A 17,967-nucleotide genomic window follows, 5' to 3' on the forward strand; every position below is an offset into this window, starting at 1 on the left:
CATTTTTATGATTCCAAAAACTTTTAAAGAGGTCATAGACCTTGGTGACGGTAGGGAAATTTCTATCGAAACCGGAAAATTGGCAAAACAGGCACATGGTTCTGTTGTGGTGCAATCTGGTAACTGTATGTTACTTTGTACCGTAGTATCCAACTACCACGCCGCCGATGTGGACTTTTTGCCACTTACGGTAGATTACCGAGAAAAATTTGCCGCGGCGGGTAGGTACCCAGGCGGTTTCTTCAAAAGGGAAGCAAGGCCCAGTGATGGCGAAGTATTGACCATGCGCTTGGTAGACAGGGTACTACGCCCATTGTTTCCAAAAGATTATCACGCGGAGACGCAGGTGATGATCCAATTGATGTCCCACGACGATGATGTAATGCCGGATGCCATGGCTGGACTTGCCGCATCTGCCGCTATCCAATTATCTGACTTTCCTTTTGAGTGTGCCATCTCCGAAGCTCGCGTAGGCCGTGTTAACGGTGAATTTGTCATTAACCCCACAAGGGCACAATTGGCAGAGTCTGACATTGACATGATGATAGGCGCATCAGCCGATTCCGTGATGATGGTTGAAGGTGAAATGAAAGAGATTTCTGAGGAAGAAATGACCGAAGCCATAAAATTTGCCCATGAAGCCATTAAAGTACAATGCGCAGCACAAATGCGATTGGCGGAGGCTTTTGGCAAAAAAGAAGTGCGTGAATACGACCCAGAGCAAGAGGATGAGGAGCTGGCAAAGAAGATTCATGACATGGTGTATGACAAAACATATGCCATTGCCAAAGCGGGCTCTGCCAAACACGAACGCAGCCAAGCCTTTAGCGCCATAAAAGAAGAGGTTTTTGCCGCATTCCCAGAGGAGGAGCATGCAGAATTGGGCAAAATGATACATAAATACGTGGGTAAAGCCTCTAAAGCCGCCATTCGTGATTTAACGCTTAACGAAGGGCTACGTTTGGATGGCCGTAAAACGGATGAAATAAGACCAATCTGGTGCGAGACGGATTACCTACCCTCTGTGCATGGTTCTGCCATTTTTACCAGAGGGGAAACCCAAGCTTTGGCTACGGTTACCCTAGGTACATCAAGAGAGGCCAATCAAATAGATATGCCCTCTTTTGAAGGAGAAGAGACCTTTTACCTGCATTACAACTTTCCACCGTTCTCCACCGGGGAAGCTAGGCCTATCAGAGGTACATCACGTAGGGAAGTTGGGCATGGTAATTTAGCCCAACGCGCCCTTAAGGGAATGATTCCAGAAGACTGTCCCTATACCGTTAGGGTGGTATCAGAAGTGTTGGAATCCAATGGTTCTTCCTCTATGGCTACTGTATGCGCCGGTACAATGGCCCTTATGGATGCCGGGGTACAATTAAAAAAACCAGTATCCGGTATTGCCATGGGATTGATTACCGATACGGAAACAGGGAAATATGCCGTTCTTTCGGATATTCTTGGTGATGAGGATCACTTGGGGGACATGGACTTTAAGGTAACCGGTACCGCAGAAGGTATCACAGCCTGCCAAATGGACATTAAAGTAAAAGGACTGTCTTATGAAATCTTGGTGAAGGCACTAATGCAGGCCAAGGAAGGCAGAATGCATATTTTAGGGAAGCTTACAGAGACCATTGCGGCCCCACGGGAGGATGTGAAGTCTTATGCTCCTAAAATAGTGACCAAAATCATCCCAGGTGAATACATTGGTGCTGTTATAGGCTCCGGTGGTAAGGTAATCCAAGAACTGCAAAAAGAGACCAACACTACCATAGTCATCAATGAAGACCCAGTGACCGAGGAAGGTATTGTAGAGATTCTTGGTACTGGCCAAGAGGGTATTGATGCCGTTATCGCCAAGATAGACGCCTTGATGTTTAAACCGGAAGTTGGTAGCGTTTACGAAGTAAAAGTGATCAAAATGTTGGATTTTGGTGCTGTTGTAGAATATCTTGATGCCCCTGGAAATGAGGTGTTACTACACGTATCAGAATTGGCATGGGAACGCACGGAAAACGTTTCTGATGTTGTAAACATGGGCGATGTGTTTGACGTTAAATATTTTGGTTTGGACCCACGTACCCGAAAAGAAAAGGTATCGAGAAAAGCCTTGTTGCCCAAACCTGAAGGTTATGTAGAGCGTCCGCCAAGAACAGATAGAAGAGGCGGAGACCGCCGCGGTGGAAACCGTGACAGAAAACCAAGAAGGGATTAATATATATCCCCTCCAAAAATACAGCCCCATGCAGCCAATTTGCTACATGGGGCTTTTATTTACAAAAAAATATTGAAATAAATCACCCCATATTGTAACTTTTCACAACTTTCTACGTATTAGTATATGAGCAATAGCTTAAATCCTAATTTGAAGCAGAAGTTAAATGAGACAGCTTAAGATTACAAAACAGGTTACCAATAGGGAAACCGCATCTTTGGACAAGTACTTACAAGAAATTGGAAAAGTTGACTTGATTACCGCCGATGAAGAAGTAGAATTAGCACAACGCATCAAGGCAGGCGACCAGATCGCTCTTGAAAAACTAACAAAGGCTAATCTTCGATTCGTGGTGTCCGTAGCCAAACAGTACCAGAACCAAGGACTTACTTTACCGGATTTGATCAACGAGGGCAACCTTGGCCTGATCAAAGCTGCACAACGTTTTGATGAAACCAGGGGATTTAAATTTATCTCTTATGCCGTATGGTGGATTCGTCAATCCATCCTACAGGCTTTAGCGGAACAGTCACGTATTGTTCGTTTGCCCCTGAACAAAATTGGATCCATCAATAAAATCAATAAAACCTTTGCATTTTTGGAGCAGGCACACGAGCGTATGCCTTCTGCCGAGGAAATAGCCAAGGAACTTGATATGACTGTTGCCGATGTAAAACAGTCATTGAAAAATTCTGGCCGGCATGTCTCCATGGATGCGCCTTTAATTGATGGCGAGGATTCCAACCTCTATGACGTACTCCGTAGTGGCGAATCTCCCAATCCAGACAAGGAGCTTTTGCATGAATCCCTGCGCACGGAAATAGAACGTGCTTTGGAAACCTTAACGCCTAGGGAGGCTGACGTGATTAGGTTGTACTTTGGTCTTGCCGGTCAACATTCCATGACCTTGGAGGAAATTGGGGAAACTTTTGATTTAACCCGGGAACGGGTTCGTCAAATTAAAGAAAAAGCCATTAGACGTTTAAAACACACCTCTAGAAGTAAGATTTTAAAGACATATTTGGGATAAACCCCATTTTAATTACAGTTAAATAAAGCCTAAATTTTTTATTTGGCAGGAAAATTGTAATTTAGTTACATAACAGTTATCATGACTGTTCGTTTTTTGATTGATGAATAAACTCCGGCTGATTACCGGAGTTTTTTCATTTATTGCAAACACAAAAAGCTTTTTTTTAAAAGTAGGCGTGGATTTCCTTGATGGCAAGATAATACGCTTCCGGTCTAGAGCCGTTTTTATTGTGAATCCATATTTCCCCATTGCCAAAAGCAGCCCCATTGGACTGAACCCAGAGATTGCAGGTTGGGTAGGTTTTGGCCCTCAACAGAAATGCTTCGGGAAAAATAACATCAAAATTCGCAATAAACATACGCTCATCTGCAATGTTCTTTATGTTGCCCTTTGAGACGGAAGCCTCAATTGGATAATTCAAATGCTGGGCCAACCATTTTTTATTCCTTTGTAGAATAGCTGTCTTCATCTTACCCACAAAAGCGTCCACCTCATCATTTGTCGCAAACAAATCCATATACCTATGTTCCAAGGTACCCCCGGAACTGCGATTATGAGCCAATCTAAAAGGTTGCGTGTTTCCAGTTGTATTATTGGTCACCGTTCCGCTATAAAACGTTCCTAAATACTCTTTTTCTTGATAGGCCTCTTTCAATTGACCATGAAAAGTGATGATTTGATTATTTACATCAAGAGTTTCCAAAACAATAAACGTATCAATAACGGCACCGGAAAATACAATTTTGTGAAGGTTCTTGGATTCATTACAATAATTACCCTGAATCTGGTTATTTTTTTCTGGATAAAGTGTCATGGTGATGGTATCTTTCCCTAATTTACCTTCAAAATCAGACCAAAAGCCTTCCATCAGTTCCACTTGTTGCCCATTGATATGAATGGCAAAAAGAACCACCACAAATTGAAGGATTTTCTTTGCATTAATGATCATCTTTCTATTCATCACATTTACTATAATTGGTCTTAAATATGGTTCCCCCACACTTGTAGCATACAATTTCTGGCTTTTCCAAGGTTTCCGTAAAAATTTCCCCCGTGGTCTGGGATGCAGTTATGGTGATATTCTTGGCACCTACAGGTATTTCAATATCTTCTGTAAAGCCTAAAGTAAAATTATCACTTTCCTTTGTTTCCCATTCCCCTTGATATTCATACCGCACCGTAAACCACATGACATAACCCCCATTATTTTTAATCATTACGTTGCCAGGTACCGGCAAGTCAGGTAGCGCCCTGAAAAAATCGTTTTTACTTGTTTGGCCCTCTTTATACTTATCCGTAATGTACTTGTCTATCATTATGGCAAGTACTTCAGATTTCTTACCAATATCGGGGTCATCAGCAAACATATTTGGCACTAATATTTCGGACATTGGGGCAAAATAAATCTCTATGGGCGCTAAATTCTCATCCACCTTATTGCGCCATTTATCCAAGTCATCCTCGCCATTGCCCCCTTGCACAAAAACATCCCTTCTAAAGGCTTGATTCCCTTTCTGGGTCGTGGAGCCATCCTTGAATCCAAAGTCCACTTTATTGCCCACGGTCACTCCTTTTATCGTTGCTTCGGCCTCTGCTTTAAAGCCGGCTTCGGTCATCCTGGTTTTTTCATACTGCGAACGTTTAACCTGGGTTCTAGAAATATATTGGCCTCCATAAGCCACTTTTTTTGCAAAATGGGTACCGTACTTATTGATTAACCCATAATACTTCCCTTGCAAGACAGATAATTCATTGGGCAATCTTTGATTGCGCTGGGTAATCTCAAGGTTTTTAACGGGCCCCGTGGGTACCGGAAGTTCCGCGACCTGCTGTTTAAAACTGCGATCTAGTTTTTGTTTGTACTTCTGACCGGTAACATTATCTACCCAGGTTAGTTTTAATTCAACCTCATGTAACTTTCGTTTAATTTTATTGAACATATAAATGGATTCCGATCCTATTGAGGTGGAATTCATTTGGCTATAACTGGGACTAAAACTCCCTGAAGCCACCCCTGGAACACTAACACTTGGCGACATGGAAATATTAAAGGAATTGGTAAACTGCTGATAAGAGGTCACCCAAGAAGTAGAATCGGCTACCGAACCTGCATTTGCGGAGTAAAATTCGCTCCCAAACGGCTTTAAATACTGATTTTTATTGCCTGCCCTTGCGGGTGAATTGGTAACCAATACTGTCCTAAATGATTTTCTTGGTTTTAAATCGTTTGGGTTTAATGGGTCAAAATAGAGAATATCGAATCCAGCACCCAACCAATCGATACCGCTCAAGGGTTGCACCATAAATTCGGCCATATTGCCCAATTCAGATGTAAAATCATCGTAGTCATCAATATAAGCATCCACAATTTCATAGCCATCATCATTCACAACAGTTGCATCATCTTGGCCATCATCTAAACCATCAATCATATTTGGTGGCATTCCCATACCCAATTGCATGGCCTGTTCTGCCGTTACACCGCCGGAGTTGGCCACGTATTGTTTTGTTCTGGCCTGGTCTGAACTTGGGCTATTGGCAGACCTGACGGGTCTTGATACAACCTTTTCCGGTTCGGAACCAAAATACTTGATACCTATTGCGCTAATGTTTGTTGAAAAAGTACCGTAAAATCCATTGAATTTTGCGCCGTCAGGAAGGGTAATGCTAAATTGTTGGGCATTTCTTGCAAACTTATTCCCAACGCGCTCAGAGGATTTGGACGAAGTAATGATTTGCACATTATTCAAGTAATTACCGGTATCGCCCCCAACATCGCCAGAGATACCTACAATGCACTCGTCCCCTTGCAGTTTAACGCTGTGCACCGTACTTGAGGTTTTACCAAAAACCTTTGCCGGTTGCGCTGCACCAGTGGCATCCTTAAATATGGTTTGTAGGCCACAAACTACCGTTTTTCCCCAGATTTTGGAGGTAAAAATTTTCACCTCTTTAAATTCTAGCCCTTCTGGAAAACGATCTTCAATGGATGTTGATTGATTACTGCCGTACAATGGTGTTTTCTGTAAGGTAAGCGCATCATTGGTTGTGCCAGAGATACAGCCTTCCATACGAACCACTGGATTGGGATTTACTTTTTCCCTAGCCACATGACTACCCGATTCACCAAATGCTGTAGTAAGGGATTGAACATCAAAAAAACGCTGTTCTTCAAAATTATAAGGAACTACCTGTCCTTCATTAAAAAAATAAATAAAACCATCATCAATATTTAGGGAAGCGGTAGCTCCATTATCCCAATTTTGGGGCCAATTTGGCCATAAGCTGATATCCCCTGTATCTATATAATCTTGCTGAACAAAATCATACCTAACGTATGCCGTCCCGTTAAACAACAATATACTGGTGTCATCCCAATTTGCGATGGCCGTAATTTTATTTCGCCATTGGTTTGGCAATCCTACCCATTGCGTCCATTCTGATAACAAAGTTCCGGTAGACGGCTGTACCCTGATGTAAAAACCGCCATCAAAAACAAAAATCTCATCTTGTCCAGTACCCAACACTGCGGTGATATGTTCCAATCCAGATAGAGTTAACCACTCCAACTGCTTGGATTGTTCCCCTAAGGGATAAAAGGTCAACTGGGAATTCGCGAACAAAACAGCTTTCCCCATAGAAGGCACAAAGGCCGCCCCTGTGATTACTGGGTTATCTTGCGCCAAAAGATCAAATTTTTCTTGGGCATTTACTAGAACTATTGTCAATGACAGAAGTACGCCAAGCATTGAACACTTACTTATTCTCATAAACAAAATTTGATGTTTAACAGGTTTCTTTAACAAGCTAGCTCCTCTTAAATATTTTTTTCTTTTTTCCAGCGTTTTTCTTTTTGGAACCCTTTTTGACCTTGGAATCTTTTGCCTTTTTATTAGGATTGGATTTAATCTGTTTCTTCTTTTTATTTGGGTTATTTTTTATGGACTTAGCTCCCATTTGCTTAGGCACCGTTTCTTTTGGCGCACTTATTGGTTTGTAAGGTGCGTTTCCAGTTTTATTTTTAACAGCCTTATTATCTTTGGATTGCCTGGGTTCAGGAGGAACCCTATCATATTGAGAACCCCTTGCAGCACCTTGGGCACTTTGGGTATTAGTGTTTCTTACCGTACCATTGGAATTCTGGCCGCCACTTAAAGTACTGCTTGCGGATTCATATCTTGGGTTGTTATTTGGATTGGTTGGCGCTGTTGAACGTGCATCTAACTTACCTTCTGTAGGCTCATACCTGTTTTGGACCGGACTATCTTTAGGAGGGGAAGGAAGTTGGTTGGCGAGTGTCATACCTGCACCGGCATTATTACCCTTTTTTGCCGATTCTGGACTGGGTGACAACTTTAAGGTTTGATATTGTCCGTTTGCCCCCTGCTGCCCCTGACTCTTAGCAGAGACATAACCAGTATTGGATTGGCTATTGGTACCATTTGGTGGGGCCAATTTAAGTGTTTGGTACTGTCCTGAGGCTTTGGATGGCTGTCCTTCTAAACGGGCTTTTACATTAGGTGTTACGCCGTAGTTTGATGTGGACATGGTGTTTAAAGTAGGGGCGTTACCATATTGTCTTTTATAATCCTCTGCCCTCTGGGGCAATTGATTTATACCACTTTGAACTGCATTTTGCCGCACCAACGGGCGACGCTCTTTATTGTTTAAGGGGGGTGGCAAGGGCGAATTACCTTTTACGGCGTTGGTATTGGCAGGTGTGGCTTGGTTTACCGCAGGGGTAGGTTTAGATGTTGGAGGAATGCGTCTTCCATTATCAGTGGTTACCCAACCCTTTGTTTTTCTGTCTGGAACTGGTGGTGCGTTATTCACAGAAGCTGGTGCAGCGCCATATTGTGAGTTTGGGTTCTTGTTGTTTATTTGGGGGGCGGCACCGTAAATATTCTGTCTTATTAGCCCATTATTTTTTACTTGACCTGAGCCCCTGTTTGGAACATCTTGCTGTCCCATAGGTTGTGGAACAGGCCTAGTAGGTTTTTTAGGTTCCATTCCATTAGCTAACGCCTCCTTTGGCAATGGCTGATATTGACCCTGTCCATTGGTTATGGGAGGGGGAATTGCTGCTCCCTTGGCCTGATTTTGTAACTGTGCGTTCCTTGCCTCCTGAGGCAGTGCTTGATATTGACCCTGTCCATTGGTTATGGGAGGGGGAATCGCTGCTCCCTTGGCCTGATTTTGCAACTGTGCGTTCCTTGCCTCCTGCGGCAGTGCTTGGTACTGGCTATTAGGTTGGGGAACTTCCCGAGTTGGCTTGGGTATGGTTCTATTGGTATTGCCGTTTAACCCACTGCTCACGGCAGTGGTTCTATTCAATTGTCTATTGGAAGGTGGTTCCGGCATTCTATCATAACCATTGCTTGTTGGGTTTATTCTTGAATTCGTTGGCGGCGGCGGTTGCAATTGCCCGTTTACCGTAGTCCATCCGGCAGCTTTTTTTTGGGCATCAGTCACAGGATTTGGTGGGGGTGGTTGTAACTGCCCATTAATAGTGGTCCAACCCGCAGCTTTTTTTTGGGCATCGGTTACCGGTGCGGGAGGTGGGGGCTGTGACTGCCCATTGATGACCTTCCAACCTGCCTTCTTCTCAGCCAGGGTCATCCCTACCCTTTTTTCTGCCTCGGTGAGTTCTTGCGCAGAACCGGCATAGGCTCCGCCTAAGGTAATAATCAGTACGAGTTTAAAAAGTATTTTTTTCATCTTAATGCGTGTTTTCTGTTATTTGGTAAAAAGGATTTCCCCATTGACTCTGTATTAATGACGTCGGCATTAATCATGACCCGCCCGCCTTTTTTAAGGTTCTTTTTATTCTGGACCCTTTGGCAAAATCCAGTGCCGTCTGGCCATTACCGTCCTTAGCGTTTACATTGGCTCCCGCACCTACCAAATAAGCAACCATCTCGTTATTTCTCCTGCCAGCTAACACAGCCAAATGCAAAGGGGTTTGGTTGGTATTGTTTGCCAAGTTGACATCTAGACCGCTGCCAGCCAATACCCTGGCCAATGAGACATTTCCTTTTGAAGCGGCGGTATGTAGGTACGAATTCCCGGAACCGTCAATAAACTCAACATCTGCCCCATTTTGAATTATGATTTTAGCGGTTGCGGCATTGCCCATGTTCACGGCAACATTCAGATATTTTTGGGCCGAAATATCAATACCCAACCCTGCAAAATAGCTAAGAACACTTGGGGCTTTCAGTACCGCTTCATCCACCCCTGTATTGGCATCCGCGCCCGCATCCACCAATAATTTCGTCAAGCTAACGTTGTTATGACCCACTGATTTGGTTAAAAGCGCGTTATCTGCACCATTTGCCCCAGCTTTTAGCAATACAGTTACCATCTCAGGGGAATTGACCAGCACGGCGCTTTGCAAACCACTTTGGGGATTGCCCCCTGCCTCTAGCAATATGGTTACCAAATTCAAATTTTTAAGTTTGGCGGCAGTGTTCATATAACTGTCTTTAATATCCGTGGCTCCTTTATCAATCAACAGCTTGGCAAACTCGGCCGAACCTATATTTACGGCAGTTTCCAGTCCAGGACCAGGATTTGCGCCCGCATCCAAGGCGGTTACCAATAAGCCTTTTTGCTTCTTCTCCACGGCTATTTTCACTACATTTTCAGGATTGGCCCCCGCTTGTATCAACATTTCCGCCGTTTGGTACTTGGCGGCACCTACCGCTGCCGACAGTCCATCATTAGGGTCTGCCTGTCCGTTTTCCACCAATAATTTTAAGGTGTTGTTTTGTCCAGCGGCAGCTAATTTGGCTGTTTGATCTGCTGTGGCAGTGGCTCCGGCCTGGACTAAAAAATCAACAGTTTGGTATTTTTGGGCAGCTATTGCCGCAGACATGCCGTCATTGGCATTTCCTTGTGCATTTTCTATCAAAATTTTTAACAACTGATTATCGCCTGCTGTTGCTGCCTGGTTTACCTGGGAAGACGTTGCCACTGCACCAGCTCCAATGGCCTTGCTTATAAACATGTTGTTTTTAGCAGCAATGGCCTGAGCCATGGCGGCATTAGGGTCTACCCCATTATTCAGCAAGGCATCGAACATGCCCACCTGGTTGGTACGAACCACCTCCCCCAATACCATTTTAGGGTCCGCCCCGTACATGGCTATGGCATCGTTGGCCAAATTCATGTCCTTGCTTTTTACTGCATAGGAAAGTGCCGTTTGTGGATTGCCCCCTTTTTCCAAGGTTTTGGGCACCAAAGTTTTAGCATTTTTTAAAATCGCATAATCCATAGCCGCATTTGGGTCGATGTTGCTCATAGGGTTATCCAAAAATGATTCCGCCATGGGGAATTTTCGGGTATCAACAGCCTTTTTAAAGACTTCTATATTAGGTATGGCACCGCCCTCCATGATGGCCAATTCAATAAGTTCTGCATTATTGGTTTTTAAAGCCTGTTCCATTAGGGTATTGGCGTCTGCCCCATTTTGTAAAAAGAGGCCGGCCATTTCTGCATCACGCTTGGATACTGCCCTTTGCAATGCCATTTCTGCATTACTGGCCTGAAATCCAGAATCAAACAGTGTTTGAACAATATCTTTGGCACCAAGGTTAACCGCCATGTACAACGGGGTCTGATTCTGTTTGTTGGTCTGATAGATATTGGCACCGTTATCTATAAGTAGTTGAACCATGCTATTAGACTTAATCTGAACAGCCTCATGCAAAGGGGTATAACCCTTCATATTCTGGGTTTCCATGTGCGTAATTCCATTTTGAACCAAGGTTTTGATTCTGTTATTATCATTGGCCTTTACAGCTAAATGCAGGTTGGTATTGCCCCCTGCATGTATTTTGTTCATTTCTTGAAGGTTGATACCGGTAATCTTGCCGCTTCCCTTCACTTGTGAGGGATTCCAGCTGCAGGTATGACTTCCCCAAGCCAATCCATCAGCAGTAAAGGTTCCTCCAGAAGAGCCCACCCGCTCTACACAAGCTTCGCTATATAGCCCAAGGAGTTGGTTTATTTCTAGCTTAATGACTATGTTGGTGGCATTTTCCGATAGTACTAGTGTATATTCATAATCCTTTTCCATTCCTTTACCGGAATCATAATCATCACCTACACCATACACCTCCCAAGTGACAATAAACCTTGCCCAATAATCACCGTCATGTACAAGTTTGATTTTCTTGTCTTGGGATTGTAAGGATACAGAAATAGCTAGGGTAAGAACTAATGAGGATAAAATAGTCTTCATTTTCATTGATTAAAATGTGTTGAACCTTGTTTTCAACAAAAGAATGAAAATGAAAAAAAATGTTAAAAAATTACGTTACGCAACGATACGCAAACTATATAACTATTTATAATTCAATGATTTAAAATAATCATTAAAACATAGTCAAAGGAACTTTTTCCAAGAAATCCTTAAGCTTGGCATTAAACTGTTTCTTGGTTTTTTGCCCTATTCGGTATTGATGGGACTGTATGGAACGTACCGTCAAATTTGTGATTTGACCTATCTCTTTTGCCGACAGTCCCATTTTGGTGTAGAAGCAGATAAGGCTTTCATAATTGGTCAAATCAGGGAATTGCTCCCGAAGGTTCAAAATAAATTGATCTCTTAGCTTATTGATGGACAGCAATTTCTCATTAAAATTACTGGTAATGTTATTGCTGATGGATTTATGTAATGCGATAATTTGAGGGGATTTATTCTTTTGTATCTCAACCACCAACGTGTGTTTGATTTTTTCTAATTGCTTGGTCGTAAACTGGTAGTTCTTTAATAGTTGCTGATAGTTATCGTTCAACAATTCCACTTTTTGACGCTCTCTTATCAATTCCTTTTTCACCTTTCTTCTTCGTTTACCATACCAGAAAACGATGGCGGATACCACTAAGGCAGCTATCAGCATGGAAATGCCCCAAAACCATTTGGTTTGCTTGGATTCATAAGACAAAGAGGACACCAATTTTTCATACTTATCATTTTGTTCGATTAGGTCAACTGCGGATTGCTGCCTTTTCCCACGCTGCACTTTTAAAACTTGGCTTAAGGAGTCTTTATAGCCATTGGCCGCACTATCATTACCCAAATTAGTATGGATTTTGATGTAACTTTCAAATAAGGACTCCTTATCTTCAAGTTCAATGGGACTGGTCAGATAGATGCTATCATTATATAAAATAGCTTTTTTGTATGCTTTCTTTTTAGCATAAAAATCACTGCTCACCGAATAATACCATCTAAGGTATTGGCCATCAATGGAATCTATCCATGTATCATTCTTTAGTGCATTCAATAGCTTCTTTGCCCTTGCCATATCATCAATGCGCATGGCAAACTCTATTGTCCTTAGCCTAGTGGTATTGATTATTTGATAAACAGGACTATTCTTGTGAAGGCTAGCCTTTGCATACAAGGCTTCCAACATGTCCAAGGCTTGTTCTTTTTTGTCGGTATGATTATAAAGATAGATTGCCTCAAGCTCCGTAAAATCATACTCTGTTTGAAAGGAGTAATTATCTTTTAAATAGGCTTTACCCTTATTGATGTATTCCAATAACCTTTCCGGCATATAAAGGTCTGCGTAGGCATAGCCCAGTTTAAAGTACATAATTGGCCTGTGGTCATAGATTTTTTTGCTTTCATAACCTAAATCAATTAGTTTTTCGGCGATCAGATAATATTTCAATCCTAAATCATAGTAGCCTTTGTGACACAACAAGTCACCTTTATAGATAAAATAATGTGGAAAACGTTCTAAGTCTGGACAATCCTGAAAAATAGAATCTATTTCTGCTAAACTGGCGTCATATCCTGCGTCCCATTTATCGTGAAACTCAAGATATATTTTTTCAAAGTCATCCTTGGCTTCCTGTGACGCACCCTTTAAAACTAGCGAAAACAGAAAAATAAATGTTATAAGATGTTTAGTAAATTTCATTATTCTTTATTCCCCACCTTTCCTTTTTATTATCCTACACTGGCCTTGTTAGGTCCGCAGTATGAGCAAGCTTCACGAGCTATGATTACTGGAGATTGCCTAAAGTAAGGAAAAAGATAGGAAAGCTTATCGTAGTTTTATATTTTAAGGAACTTTGTTAGTGGTACAAAAATCAATTAACGATACACCTTATCTTTAAAATTATGCAACAACCCAATAATCCGCTCCATGGCATTACGCTGGTCACTATTATGGAAGAGTTAACGCAAACGTACTCTTGGGACTACCTAGCCAACCAAGTCAATATTAATTGTTTTAAGAACAACCCTTCGCTTACCTCCAGTTTGCGGTTTTTGCGCAGAACGCCATGGGCCAGGGAAAAAGTGGAACAGCTGTACCTACACCTTAAATCCAAAGAAAATCAAAAACCCGATACCTTGGACTGATGGTTCATTTTTCTCGCTTTGTTGTAACCGACATTAGCGTAAGGCTCAATACCCCACTTTTTAACCACAGTTGCTGCATAATTGGTATTTTTGCAACATAGTTTGTTATTATGTCCAAAAAATTAATTGCACCCTCCCTTTTAGCGGCGGATTTTGGCAATCTGCAACGGGATGTTGAAATGGTAAACCAAAGTAAGGCAGATTGGCATCATATTGATGTGATGGATGGCGTTTTTGTGCCCAACATCTCCTACGGCATGCCTGTCATTAAATCTATTAAAAAGCACACTACCAAACCTTTGGACGTACATTTGATGATTGTTGACCCCGACAGGTATATCCATACTTTTGCTGATTTAGGGGCAGATATCCTTACCGTGCACTACGAGGCATGTACACATTTGCACCGTAGCTTACAAGCCATAAAGTCTGCCGGTATGAAAGCAGGTGTGGCCTTAAATCCGCATACTTCCATACACCTATTGGAAGATACTATCCAAGATATTGATGTGGTATGCCTCATGAGCGTAAACCCGGGATTTGGAGGGCAATCCTTCATAGAAAACACGTACCATAAAATTTTAGGTTTAAAGAAACTCATCAACCATAAAAAAACTGCCACCCTTATAGAGATAGATGGTGGGGTAAATGCCAAAAATGCCAAAAATTTGGTAGATTGTGGTGCAGATGTGCTAGTGGCAGGTAGTTTTGTATTTAAAAGTGAGAATCCAACCCAAACCATCCAAAACCTTAAAGCCGTTATCGCCTAATGTCACATTTAGATGCTATTATTATCGGTGGCGGACCTATTGGGATTGCCTGCGGACTGGAGGCCAAAAAAAAAGGGTTGTCCTATCTCATCATTGAGAAAGGGCCTATTGTGAATTCATTATTCAATTACCCTGCAAATATGCAGTTCTTCTCTTCTTCCGAAAAATTAGAAATAAACGCTATTCCATTTATCAGTAAAGAACCCAAACCCAAACGTAACGAGGCACTGGAATACTACAGGAGAATCGTTACTTCCAATCAATTGAACATTCATTTGTTTGAGGAGGTAGCTTTGGCCAAAAAAGAGCAAGAACTATTTAGGGTGCAAACCAACAAGGCAACTTATAAGGCAAAACACATCATAATAGCTACTGGATTTTATGATATTCCCAACAAAATTGGGTGCAAGGGGGAAGACTTGCCAAAAGTATCCCACTATTACAAAGACCCTCATTTCTATGCCAACCAGAAACTAGCGGTGATAGGGGCAAGCAACTCCGCCATAGACGCTGCCCTTGAATGTTACCGTAAAGGAGCGGCCGTAACGTTAATCATCCGTGGTGCAGAGGTGGGGCAACGGGTAAAATACTGGGTGAGACCAGATATCATTAATCGTATAAAAGAAGGTAGTATCAAAGCCTTTTACCATGCCACGGTTAAAGAAATAACACCAACAGCGGTAATCATGGATACCCCTGAGGGGGAAACAAGCATTGAAAACGATTTTGTACTGGCATTGACAGGGTATATGCCCAACTTTGAGTTTCTTGAAAAGCTTGACGTACGTTTATCAAAAGATAAAAAGAGGTTGCCCACATACCATCCGGAGACCATGGAAACCAATGTCAAAGGCCTTTATCTGGCAGGTGTAATTTGCGGTGGTATGGAAACCCATAAATGGTTTATAGAAAATTCAAGGGTCCATGCCCCAATGATTATCGGGGATATTGTTAAAAAGCTAACGACGGCCTAACTCTAGGTTCACCTCGTGGTTAAAGAGTTCCAGGCCAAACTAGTTATTTATAGTTGGCTGATCTACCAGAAATCAGAAGTGGGGAAATTTAGTGGAATCATATTCATAAGTGGGCAAGACTAACCTGGGGAAAATTTTATACTTTTTCCATGGTGATGTAAAAGTGAACGCTACCTAACTACCAAAAAGGAAAAAACCAGAGAGGACTATGTCCGTACTTTCTGAAGTAATCTATTGAGGTTCATCTTACCTACATCAATTTATAGCTAAGGAAATAAATAATCTACCGTCTTCCAACAACAACTCATCTAAATGTCCCATTTGGGTTTTGTCTTTTGTGATGATATGCAGATGCATGTTGGTATCATGATGCGTAAAAATGCCTTTGTGATTTTTGGAATAAAAGCCTATAATGACAACTTCTTCGTTGTTAAGTTCAAAGCTTTGTTGCCCAGCATGGGCTTCCTGCGGATTGGTTACCACACTACCATCGGCAAGGTTTTGAATGTGATAGGTTGCAGCAGCTACTTTTGCTTCTATTTTGATAATAAAAGGTGACGTTCGTTCATTACAGAGTTCAGTGATGTATCTTTCCAAGCTTTGTAAGTCTATTACGTTTTCTGGTAGTTCCCTTTCTTCCCATTTTGTCACATTGCCGTAGACAAAAAATGGCGCTTTCGCTTTATGTTGAATTTCTACATTAGGATTCCCATTTTCTAAAATTTTAGAAACGTATGCTTTTCCATCCAGTAGCAGTATTTCACCTTTTAAGAAAGCCAGTGGACCTAACCCATACAAACCGTCTTGGTTTGTGATAGTATCCAATTGAATAATACCATCGAGCTCCCCGTTCCACATTACATTTTTCATAGCACCTGCAATTTGAACCGGGATGTTTGGGCTGGTTTTAATTGATGGTTTACACGAAATGATTAAAAAAGCTATTGCCGCAAAAAAAAGTCCTTTCATACATCAATAAGATTGGAATTATAAAATTACATAGGTCTAAGAATAAAAAATACCCTACAGCCCTTTCATTTTTTCGCCTTTAGACGATAACACAGCGGTTTCTAGAATTCGCTTTTGTCTTGTTTTCCCGGTTTTTGCCAGTTTTATCCAGCGTAGAATAAACCGTTGATTGGAAGGACTTAGCGCATCAAAAAAAGCCAATGCGCCTTTGTGTTGTTTTAAACATTCTAGCAAATCATCAGGTTTAACGAGTGCATCTACATCGTCCAGAAAATTCCATAGGCCCAATTGTTGAGAACGGGCTATGGACTCCTGACCTGCTTGTGTCATCCTTCCTTCTTTGACGAGTTTATTCGCTCGGTCTTTATAGGTTTTTGACCAATGTTGTGTTTGCCGTGGTGCAATGAGCTGCATTGTTCTAGTCTCATCCAGTTTTCGACGGATGCCGTCTATCCAACCAAAAGCAATGAGTTCATCAAGCACTTCACTTACCGAAACATATTTTCCTGGAATGGATTTTTTAAAGGTCACCAGCCATACACTTTCTTCTTGTGTGTGATTGGCATGCAACCAGTCTCGCAGTTCTGCTGTTGAACTTACTTCAACTTTCTCAAAATTTTCGGTTTTTACCATTTTAATGCAGTATTTCCGTAAGCAACTTTTCAATTTGTTTCCAATCTATATCAGTACCGTTAGGAATTTCCAAATTTTCAGAGCTTGTAGTCGTACCCCATCGTTGGGTTTTGTCCAATTTTAAATGCGGACTATTAAAAAAACAGAACTTTACTTTTTTTGCCAATGGTACAAGGGACACCACTAAATCACCATTGTGATGCCACATGGTTTGTTTCCATTTATTAACAGGCTGAAGTTCAGGGAATTTTTCCGCAAGTAAGGTTTCAAATGTTTTTTGAATGTTTGTTATTGAATCATTCACGATAAATATATTAAAGATTTAAATTTAGTAGATTTTTAAGAACTGACCCATTCCTTCGCATTACTTCGTATTCCCATCACGTCTCAGTATTCTTTGTTGTTTTAAACTTTCTTGTTCCAGTAGAGATAATTCGATGTTTACACCATTTGCCAAACCAAATAAGAGAACCCTGGATTTTGATACCAGGCTTTTGCTTTAAGTGACCACGAACGGATTGACAGTACCTTACCCTAAAGCTCCGCTTAAAAAAAAACCGTCTTTACAAATTCAAGGCGGTATGCATATGCCTCTTGGAACCCCCGGTCGGGATTGGCTTCGATCTTACGTCAGGGCACTGCGCTGAAAATCAAAAAGCCCCACTAACAAATTCAAGCGAGCTTGATTTGATGTGAGACTTTTTGATTTATTCGTGACCACGGAGGGATTCAAACCCCCGACCGCTGGAGCCGAAATCCAGTGCTCTATTCAGCTGAGCTACGTGGCCGTTGTTGTATTAATTCCTTTAATTTATCCCTTCCTATTCCAGACTTGTAATATTTTTCACTTTCGCGTGCTTTTTCTAAACCGCCAACCTCTTCTTGATACACCAAAACCCATGGCCGATAACCTTTGGTTGATTTGGTCTTCCCTTCATTATGCCATTTTAAAGGTTGTGCTACGTCTTTTGAAATCCCTTTATATA

At 41.8% G+C, this 17,967-nt stretch carries 14 protein-coding genes and 1 tRNA gene; 5 read left to right on the plus strand and 10 right to left on the minus strand.

Annotated elements, in window-relative coordinates; genetic code table 11:
• Positions 1-7 precede the first annotated feature (7 nt).
• Both I595_RS16540 and I595_RS16545 read left to right on the plus strand, forming a co-directional pair.
• Positions 8-2,218 carry a polyribonucleotide nucleotidyltransferase gene (locus tag I595_RS16540; RefSeq protein ID WP_054560563.1) on the plus strand — a complete coding sequence of 737 codons (2,211 nt, stop codon included), beginning with the start codon at positions 8-10 and terminating at the stop codon, positions 2,216-2,218.
• Between the two features lie 166 nt (positions 2,219-2,384).
• Positions 2,385-3,248 carry a sigma-70 family RNA polymerase sigma factor gene (locus I595_RS16545; protein WP_054560564.1) on the plus strand — a complete coding sequence of 288 codons (864 nt, stop codon included), beginning with the start codon at positions 2,385-2,387 and terminating at the stop codon, positions 3,246-3,248.
• Between the two features lie 166 nt (positions 3,249-3,414).
• On the opposite strand, the gene I595_RS16550 is transcribed toward I595_RS16545, so the two are convergent.
• The 5 genes from I595_RS16550 to I595_RS16570 all read right to left on the minus strand — a co-directional run bounded on the left by I595_RS16550 (position 3,415) and on the right by I595_RS16570 (position 13,189).
• Positions 3,415-4,212 carry a hypothetical protein gene (locus I595_RS16550; protein WP_054560565.1) on the minus strand — a complete coding sequence of 266 codons (798 nt, stop codon included), beginning with the start codon at positions 4,210-4,212 and terminating at the stop codon, positions 3,415-3,417.
• Positions 4,205-7,021 (minus strand): MAC/perforin domain-containing protein, encoded by a 2,817-nt coding sequence (locus I595_RS16555; RefSeq protein WP_083467651.1) that lies wholly within the window; start codon positions 7,019-7,021, stop codon positions 4,205-4,207. Before I595_RS16555 ends, I595_RS16550 begins: the two co-directional genes overlap by 8 nt.
• Before the next feature lie 37 nt (positions 7,022-7,058).
• Positions 7,059-8,969, minus strand: coding sequence for a hypothetical protein (locus I595_RS16560; RefSeq protein WP_054560567.1), 1,911 nt, complete (start codon positions 8,967-8,969; stop codon positions 7,059-7,061).
• 73 nt (positions 8,970-9,042) lie between these two features.
• Positions 9,043-11,496 carry an ankyrin repeat domain-containing protein gene (locus I595_RS16565; protein WP_172675972.1) on the minus strand — a complete coding sequence of 818 codons (2,454 nt, stop codon included), beginning with the start codon at positions 11,494-11,496 and terminating at the stop codon, positions 9,043-9,045.
• Positions 11,497-11,629: 133 nt separating this feature from the next.
• Positions 11,630-13,189: a helix-turn-helix transcriptional regulator gene (locus I595_RS16570; RefSeq protein WP_054560569.1), complete on the minus strand. Its 1,560-nt coding sequence runs from the start codon at positions 13,187-13,189 to the stop codon at positions 11,630-11,632.
• A 203-nt stretch (positions 13,190-13,392) separates the two neighbouring features.
• Here I595_RS16570 and I595_RS16575 point away from each other — a divergent pair, with 203 nt between their 5' ends.
• The 3 genes from I595_RS16575 (at position 13,393) to I595_RS16585 (ending at position 15,379) form a co-directional block, all read left to right on the plus strand.
• Positions 13,393-13,635: a VF530 family protein gene (locus tag I595_RS16575; protein ID WP_054560570.1), complete on the plus strand. Its 243-nt coding sequence runs from the start codon at positions 13,393-13,395 to the stop codon at positions 13,633-13,635.
• 110 nt (positions 13,636-13,745) lie between these two features.
• Entirely contained in the window at positions 13,746-14,405 is a 660-nt protein-coding gene (gene rpe, locus I595_RS16580) for a ribulose-phosphate 3-epimerase (RefSeq protein ID WP_054560571.1), read from the plus strand.
• Complete coding sequence (locus I595_RS16585; protein ID WP_054560572.1) at positions 14,405-15,379, plus strand: YpdA family putative bacillithiol disulfide reductase; 975 nt, start codon at positions 14,405-14,407, stop codon at positions 15,377-15,379. The genes rpe and I595_RS16585 overlap by 1 nt, the downstream gene beginning before the upstream one ends.
• 255 nt (positions 15,380-15,634) lie before the next feature.
• On the opposite strand, the gene I595_RS16590 is transcribed toward I595_RS16585, so the two are convergent.
• From I595_RS16590 to I595_RS17565, 5 genes are all read right to left on the minus strand, one after another.
• A complete protein-coding gene (locus I595_RS16590; RefSeq protein ID WP_054560573.1) occupies positions 15,635-16,348 on the minus strand; it encodes an acetolactate decarboxylase in 714 nt (237 codons plus the stop codon).
• 54 nt (positions 16,349-16,402) lie between these two features.
• Positions 16,403-16,981, minus strand: a complete 579-nt coding sequence (locus I595_RS16595; RefSeq protein ID WP_054560574.1) for a YdeI/OmpD-associated family protein — start codon at positions 16,979-16,981, stop codon at positions 16,403-16,405.
• A gap of 1 nt (position 16,982) precedes the next feature.
• Positions 16,983-17,285: a DUF1801 domain-containing protein gene (locus tag I595_RS16600; RefSeq protein ID WP_054560575.1), complete on the minus strand. Its 303-nt coding sequence runs from the start codon at positions 17,283-17,285 to the stop codon at positions 16,983-16,985.
• A gap of 410 nt (positions 17,286-17,695) precedes the next feature.
• Positions 17,696-17,769, minus strand: a tRNA-Arg gene (locus I595_RS16605).
• On the minus strand, positions 17,747-17,967 hold a 221-nt coding region (locus I595_RS17565), incomplete at its 5' end, for a GIY-YIG nuclease family protein (RefSeq protein ID WP_083467653.1). The genes I595_RS16605 and I595_RS17565, both read right to left, overlap by 23 nt.

This window comes from Croceitalea dokdonensis DOKDO 023 (assembly GCF_001306415.1).
Taxonomy (GTDB): domain Bacteria; phylum Bacteroidota; class Bacteroidia; order Flavobacteriales; family Flavobacteriaceae; genus Croceitalea; species Croceitalea dokdonensis.